At 75.8% G+C, this 3,258-nt stretch carries 1 protein-coding gene; it reads left to right on the top strand.

The features are described from left to right. Positions 1-389 precede the first annotated feature (389 nt). Positions 390-3,258, top strand: a 2,869-nt coding sequence (locus FNQ90_RS17255) for an ATP-dependent helicase (RefSeq protein ID WP_182607205.1), incomplete at its 3' end; no start/stop codon positions are given.

The following is a 3,258-nucleotide window of genomic DNA, read 5'->3' as shown; positions in this document are numbered from 1 at the left end:
CCGGCTGATGGCCGCCCGTCTCGCCGGCGAGGAGATCGAACCCCGCGGTCCCATCGAGACCGAAGCGGCCCGTCGCCTCGCCGACGACCTCAAAGACGAGTGATCACCCGGTTACCCAACACTTTCTGAGTCGCTCCCCGTACCGGGGCCCGGGCGGTGGATCCCGTCCGGCCTCCCGGCCGGGGGGCGACGCCGGCGCGGGTTCGGTCCGGCACCCGGGCCGGGCACGTCCCCGTCGGTGCCGGCGGTTAGCCTGTCGGACTGTGTCCGATCGATCCGCGTCCCACCCGATTCCGTCCCCCCGCTCCGCCGGGGGGGCGTCGCGTGTCCGGATCCGCCGGCCCGGGGACCTGGTGAACCTGCTCGGGATCCCCTTCACCGACGAGCAGATGGCCTGCATCACCGCTCCGCCCGAGCCGCAGGTGATCGTCGCCGGCGCGGGATCGGGCAAGACCACCGTGATGGCGGCCCGGGTGGTGTGGCTGGTCGGCACCGGGCTCGTCGCCCCCGAACAGGTGCTCGGGCTGACCTTCACCAACAAGGCCGCCGCCGAACTCGGCGAGCGGGTCCGCACCGCGCTGCGCCGGGCCGGGGTGCTCCCCGCTCCCGGCGCCCCCCTCCCCGACCCGGCGGAGGGGGCGGGTGACGAACCGCACGCGGGGGAACCGGAGATCTCCACCTACCACGCCTTCGCCGGGCGGCTGCTGACCGAACACGGCCTGCGCGTCGGCGTGGAACCCTCCGCCCACCTCCTCGCCGACGCCTCGCGCTTCCAGCTCGCGGCCGAGGCGCTGCGCGCCGCGGCCCCCGGCTTCGTCGCCCCCACCGGAAGCTCCACCGGCACCACGCGCGGCTTCCCCGACCTGGTGCGGGATCTGGTGACCCTGGACGGTGAGCTCTCCGAGCACCTGGTCGAACCCGCGGCCCTGCGCGCGCTGGACGCCTCCGTCCGGGCCGAGATCGCCGCGCTTCCGCGTACCAACGCCGACCTGCGCCGGATCGCCGAGGCCGCCCGCGGCCGGACCGAACTCCTGGGCCCCGTCGAGGAGTACCGCGCCCGCAAGCGTGCCCGCGACCTCATCGACTTCGGCGACCAACTCGCCCTCGCCGCCCGCCTCGCCCGGGACGTGCCCGCCGTCGGCCGGGCGCTGCGCGAGCGCTTCGCGGTCGTCCTGCTCGACGAGTACCAGGACACCTCCGTCGCCCAACGGGTGATGCTCTCGGGTCTGTTCGGCGAGGGCACCGGCCACGCCGTCACCGCGGTCGGCGACCCCTGCCAGGCCATCTACGGATGGCGGGGCGCCTCCGTCGCCAACCTCGACGAGTTCCCCGAGCACTTCCCGCACCGCGACGACACCCCCGCCCGCCGCCGTTCCCTGACCGAGAACCGCCGCAGCGGCGGACGTCTCCTGCGACTGGCCAACGAACTCGCCGCGCCGTTGCGCGAACGCCACCCCGGCGTCTCCCCACTGCGTCCGGCCCCCGACGCGGAGGAGGAGGGCCGGGTGCGCTGCGCCCTGCTGCCCACCCACGCCGACGAGCTGACCTGGCTCGCCGACTCCATCGCCCACCTGGTGCGCACCGGCACCCCGCCCGGCGGGATCGCCGTGCTGTGCCGCACCGCCGGTGACTTCCCCGCCATCCAGCGCGAACTGGTCGCCCGATCGGTCCCGGTGGAGGTCGTCGGCCTGTCCGGGCTGCTCCACCTGCCGGAGGTGGCCGACCTCGTCTCCGTCTGCCGGGTCCTGGTGGACCCCACCGCCAACGCCGACCTGGTCCGGATCCTCACCGGCCCCCGCTGGCGGATCGGCCCCCGCGACCTCGCCCTCCTCGGCCGCCGCGCCCGGATCCTGGTCCACCGCGAGCGCACGGCGGGGGACACCCCCGACCACCGCCTGGCCGCCGCCGTGGAGGGCACCGACCCCGCCGAGACGATCTCCCTCGCCGACGCCCTGGACACCTTCGTCGGGGGAGACCGGACGACGACCGGGGGATCCCCCGGGGACGACGAGCCCGGGGACGACCTGCCCTTCTCGGACGAGGCGCGGATCCGCTTCGCCCACCTCGCCGCCGAACTGCGCGAACTGCGCCGCGCCGTGGCCGACCCGCTCATGGACGTCCTGCACCGGGTGCTGACCGTCACCGGCCTGGAGATCGAACTCTCCGCCTCACCCACCGCCCTGGCCGCCCGCCGCCGCGAGACCCTGGAGGCGTTCCTGGACACCGCCGCCTCCTTCGCCGCCAACGGGCGCCGCACCGCCGTGGACGGGGACACCCACCTGCCCGCCTTCCTCGCCTTCCTGCGCGCCGCCGAGCACTACGACAAGGGGCTGGACGGTTCGCTCCCCGGCGGCGATGACACCGTCAAGGTGCTCACCGCCCACAAGGCCAAGGGCCTGGAGTGGGACGTGGTGGCCCTGCCGGGCCTGTACCGCAAGGGCTTCCCCCAGGAACGGGGCCAGGACTCCTGGTTGCGTCACTCGCACGTCCTGCCGCAGCCCCTGCGCGGGGACGCCGCGACCCTGCCCGCGGTGCGGGAGTGGAGCGCCGCCGCGCTGCGCGAACACGCGCAGGAGGAGAGGTTCCACCGCGAGCTGGAGGAACTGCGCCTGGGATACGTCGCCTTCACCCGCCCCCGCTCCCTGCTGCTGGGCTCGGCCCATCGATGGGGACCGGAACAGAAGCGGCCCAGGGTCCCCTCGGATTTCCTGCTGGCGCTGCGCCGGCACTGCGAGGGGAACCCGGCGCACGGCGAGGTCGAGGCGTGGGCGGAGGAACCGGCCGAGGACGCCGAGAACCCCCTGCTCGCGGCCGAGCGCGGACCGGGGGAGTGGCCGCTGCCGCTGGACCCGGAGGCCGGCGCGCGGCGGCGGGAGGCGGCCCGCCTGGTCCTGGCCGAGTTGCGCGGCATCGACGGGGCGGCGGACGGGACGACGGGCGACGGATCGATGGCGGAGGGGATGCCCCCGGGCTCGGAGGGCATCCCCGCACCGCGCTCCGGGGCCCGGGCCCCGGGAGCACCGGGGGACACGGCGGCCCCCGGGGACACGGCGGAGCCCACCCCGGAGGAGCTGACCCCGGAGGAGCGCCGGCTCGTCGCCTCCTGGGACCGCGACCTCGGTTCCCTCTCCGAGGAGCTGCGTCGCGTCCGCTCCCGGGTCCGCGAGGTGCCCCTGCCGCTCTCGCTGTCCGCGTCCCAGCTCCAGCGACTGGCCGCCGACCCCGAGGGCTTCGCCCGCGAACTGGCCCGCCCCATGC

It is taken from the genome of Streptomyces alkaliphilus (assembly GCF_014141535.1).
Taxonomy (GTDB): Bacteria; Actinomycetota; Actinomycetes; order Streptomycetales; family Streptomycetaceae; genus Streptomyces; species Streptomyces alkaliphilus.
Note: the sequence above shows the minus strand (reverse complement) of the source record. Positions and strands in the feature narration are given on the sequence as shown.